General features: G+C 68.3%; 4 protein-coding genes. All 4 read right to left on the bottom strand.

The window, feature by feature from the left end; all coding sequences use genetic code 11:
* The coding region (locus FJV41_RS48335) for a 3-oxoacyl-ACP synthase (protein WP_141649381.1) at positions 1 to 882 on the bottom strand (882 nt) is incomplete at its 3' end.
* Positions 879 to 1,901, bottom strand: coding sequence for a DUF2169 family type VI secretion system accessory protein (locus FJV41_RS48330; RefSeq protein ID WP_141649380.1), 1,023 nt, complete (start codon positions 1,899 to 1,901; stop codon positions 879 to 881). The genes FJV41_RS48330 and FJV41_RS48335, both read right to left, overlap by 4 nt.
* 20 nt (positions 1,902 to 1,921) lie before the next feature.
* Complete coding sequence (locus tag FJV41_RS48325; RefSeq protein ID WP_141649379.1) at positions 1,922 to 3,181, bottom strand: TIGR02270 family protein; 1,260 nt, start codon at positions 3,179 to 3,181, stop codon at positions 1,922 to 1,924.
* A gap of 415 nt (positions 3,182 to 3,596) precedes the next feature.
* A partial coding sequence (locus FJV41_RS48320) for a hypothetical protein (RefSeq protein ID WP_220137967.1) occupies positions 3,597 to 4,022 on the bottom strand: 426 nt, incomplete at its 5' end.

Genomic DNA, 4,022 nt, shown 5'->3' with positions numbered 1-4,022 from the left:
CCCTTCTCCCGCGAGGTGGACCCGCAGCGGCTCGGGCATCAGCCCCGCGTTTCGCAGGTACGCCCGCGAGAACTCCGTCCCCCAGAAGGACTCCCCCGGCTGACAGGCCAACACTCCATCCACACGCCGCCCGCCCATCACCCCGTCGCCCCGCACGCTCTGGAGCACCTCCGTCAGCCCTTCCGCCAGACTGGGCGCCGTCCGCGCAAAGGGCCGAGGCTCGACCCCCAGCGCGGTCCCCAGCACGACTCCTGTCTCTTCCAACCCGAGTGACTTCGCCGCCCCTGGCCGAGTGAGCACGACGAAGCCCGCGGCCTCGCCAGGAATCCGTCCGTCCGGGTTCTGCCGCCCCAGATGGAGCCGCGCCTTCGACAGCCCCTCCAGCGATGCCGCATCCCCCAACGAGTCCACCGCCCCCACCAGGGCGACTGCCCCGGCTCGACCGGACTGCAGGTCTCTCGTGGCCGTGGCCAGCGCCTCGAAGAAGGCCGCTCTTCCTCCTTCGTGAACCTTCACCAGCTCCAGTCGCCCATCAGCTTCCGCCAGCAACGCGGACACCAGTGCCGCCCGCTTCACCTCCGCCCCCAACCCAGCCTCCGGGAGCCCGAGATACACAGGCACGTGTCCCCTCGGTGGCAATCGCTCCAGCACGGGCCGCACCCCGACCAGGGCCTGTCGCGCCAACGCGGACATGCGCTCCGTCCGTGTCATCGCCGCGTCCAGGAGACTCAACCGAGATGCCCTCACCGGTTCACCCAGGTCGTCCTCGACTTGCGTCTCCGCGAAGCGCACGAGGCCCGCTCGCAGTGACGCGAGCGTCAGGTGTGTCGTCGTCCCGATGGGCGTGCACAACCCCAGCCCCACCACCCTTGCTCCGCTCATGACACGTCCTCCCACGGCTCCAGCAGGCGCACCGTGCTCACCTCATGTGTCGCCAACCTCCGATGTGCCGGAAACGTCGCCCGCCAGGTGAGCACCACCCGGCGCTCCTCGGGCTCCAACCGCACCTCGTCCAAGGTCATGCGTCGCTTCTCTCGCTGCCCCGCGAACATGCAGCGCGCCAGCAACCTGTACTCGGGCAGATGGAACGCCAGCGGTCCGTCCGGCGACACTCCCTCCAGCACCACGGGCTCTCCTCCTCGCAAGTGAGATGAGGCTCGCATCGTCTCGGGCGCCACCTGGAAGAAGCGCTCGTCGAAGTCTGCGGGCCACAGAGGGGCTCGCTTCTCCACCCATGAGGAGTCGTACGTCCCTGCCCAACCCACTCGTGGCTGCCAGTGCCGAGCCACCGGTCCAAAGCCACACGGAGGAGGTCTGTCCGACCACCCGCGTACCGGTGCCTCCGGCATCTCGATGGATGGCAACGGCTGCTCCAGCGCCTCCTTCGCACTCGTGTAGAAGCCGCGTCCCACCGGATTGCGCGGCTCGTACCCAGACGCTCGTGTGCCTCCGAAGCTGTACTCGTACCGCAGCGGCAGGGACTCGAACGGCAGTGGGTCCGAGGCGCTCAGCCCGACCAACCCCCGATACCAGACGCGCGTGCCCCAGACCTGTGCCCGCTTCTCCACGGGCCCCACGCGTAATCGCACTTGAGTCCCCGTCACCTTGCGGCCGCGCGGTGCCCACGCGCGCCCGTCCAACAACACGTCCGTCGCACGCCGCGCATAGGACGATGGTGCTTCATGACGGAGGCTCGACGTCTCCGGTGGTCCCCAGTACGCGTCCGTCCTCGGTGGCGCGGATTGGATGCCGCTCAACGCCAGCGGGGCCACCGAGGCTCGTCCAGGCGCGGGGAGGGTGAAGCTGCCAGCCACGATGAGGATGAGGCCGTCCTCTCCTTCCTTTGTCTGCGTCAGGAAATCAGTGGCTGCGAACGGAGTGAGGTTCTCGAGCGCGGGCATGGTGTGAGTCCTCGGCGCGCTCAGCGAAGCGTGGAAACGAGGGGCCCGCTTCCCAGCACCAGTCTCGCCCCTCGGGCCCGCGCGAGGGCTTCGCGCTGGCGATGGGTGAAGGCTCGGGTGGGAATGACGTGCTGCCCGCGCGTGCGGATGGCCAGCTCGCGTACCAGCACGTGCCGACGTCGCATCGAGCTCGACTCCAGGGCCTCCATCAGCACCACCCCGCTGAAGGGCTGCCCCAGCAGATAGCGCTGTCCCTCCACGAAGCGACTGCGTGACTCCGCCCACCAACCCCGGACCGCCGACACGTTCGGCCACGGCAAATCATCTTCGGGGCGCACCGTGAGGTCCGCTTCGGGGTCCTCGGACTCGTCGGGCTCCTCTTCCTCGAGCAGGGCGTACGGCCCCTCCAACTGGAGTCCCGTCATGGCCGAGAACGCCTCCCCCGCGAGCCGGGCCACTCCGCGCACGTTGAGCAACTCCGCACAGAAGTCCATCGCCGCGAGCCGCCCGCTGAACCCCAGCGCCCACACGACTTCGGGACGAAACTCGTCGTCCTTCGCCAGTCCCACCAGGAAGTCCGTGTCCTCTTCACCGCCCCCTATCGCGAGCAGCACCATGGCTTCCGGTGTGAGCCCCCGTGCCTCCCTTCCACATGCCTCCCACGCCAGACGCAGCCCCGCGGTCAGCCCCGCCTCCACGGCCGCCAGCCGGATGTCGGGATGCGCGGAGGCGAGCAGTGCGGGCAACATCCGCCGCGCAAGCTCCTCGGGCAGTGGCCTTGCGCCATGGAGTGCGGCGATTCGCGCCCTCGGTTCGTCATGCGGGAAGTACCGCGCGAGCACCTCGGGCGACGTGCCTTGTCTGCCGGCCAGCGTCTCCAACACGCGAGCCTGAAGGTCCACGTCGCCCAGCTTCAACAGTGACTCGAGCGCCGTGCTCAACCCCGCGACCTCGCTGACTTCCAGGGCGCGGCACATGGCGACACGGGGTTCGACCTCCGACCCACGCAGTCGCGACAACACTTCGTCCACGGCGCCCTGACTCAACAGCACATGGGTGGCGACGGAGACGCGAGCCGCTTCCTCCGAGTCGAACGCCGGCCGCACCACCGCCTCGAGTGCTTCCTGCTCCGCCAGTCCCTCCAGATGACCCAGCAGGCGTTCCTCCCGCTCCGCTGTCGCCAATAGCGTCGCATCAGGAGCCACGAGGGCCTGCTCCCATTGCTCCCACCGGAAAGAGGCCTCATCGAGGTGCTCTTCCCAGACATCCACCAACATCATTGATGCCTCCCCCCAGCCAAGCACCCAAATCCTGGCGTTGCGCTCTGACATCGAGTGCGGACCTGGATGCGTCCACACGGGTCGCCAGGACACGGTTGTGCCCTTGCAGGTTGTTTGAAGTGAGGGTGACTTGTGAAGTAGTCAGGACTTGAGGTCGCGTGGTCCACGTGTCCGGAAGGGTGCTTCTGTCCACTCGTGAGCGAATGCGGGCTCACGGTCGACGCGAGCCCCGGAGGCTCCGGTTTCAATTCGCTGGCCAATCACGAGGGGACACGGTCGACGTGTCTTCCCCTCTGTCACCCACGCCGCGAGCCAGGGACACACACGTCGCCCGTTACACGCCTTGTCCGCGAGACAGGACGGTCGGCCCGTGACGCGGACCGGTGGGCCCGGCGAACACAGTGGATGCCGGGGCCTACACCGTGTCGATGAAGTGGTAGGCGGAGCCGCGTCCAGGCAGCTCACGCACCACGAAGCCACGGCGTTCGAGCACGCGGCGCAGCTTGAGGTTGGGTCTGGCGCAATGCACCGCGTGGACAATCCACTCGACCTGAGTCAACCCGCGCGCGCTTGCCAGCTGACGCGCCAGTCGCCACAGGGCGAGCAGAATCCCCTCGCCACCACGGTCGACCTGGGCGAGCTCCACCTCGAGTCGGTCCGGAAGGCGCCGGAAGCGGCCCAGCAACTCGCCGCTGCCCACCCGGAGGATCAACGCTTCGCCGGTGAACGCGAAGGCCTCGAGCTCCTCCGCGGGCATCCGCAGCAACTCGTCGGCGGAGTAGCCCTCGATGAGAAGAGTGGGGACGTTGGTCGCCATCGCCCGCCCTGCGTAGCACAGCCC

Origin of the sequence: Myxococcus llanfairpwllgwyngyllgogerychwyrndrobwllllantysiliogogogochensis (assembly GCF_006636215.1) — a bacterium.
Classification (GTDB): domain Bacteria; phylum Myxococcota; class Myxococcia; order Myxococcales; family Myxococcaceae; genus Myxococcus; species Myxococcus llanfairpwllgwyngyllgogerychwyrndrobwllllantysiliogogogochensis.
The sequence above is the reverse complement of the archived record's forward strand: the minus strand, read 5'-3'. Positions and strand labels throughout refer to the sequence as shown.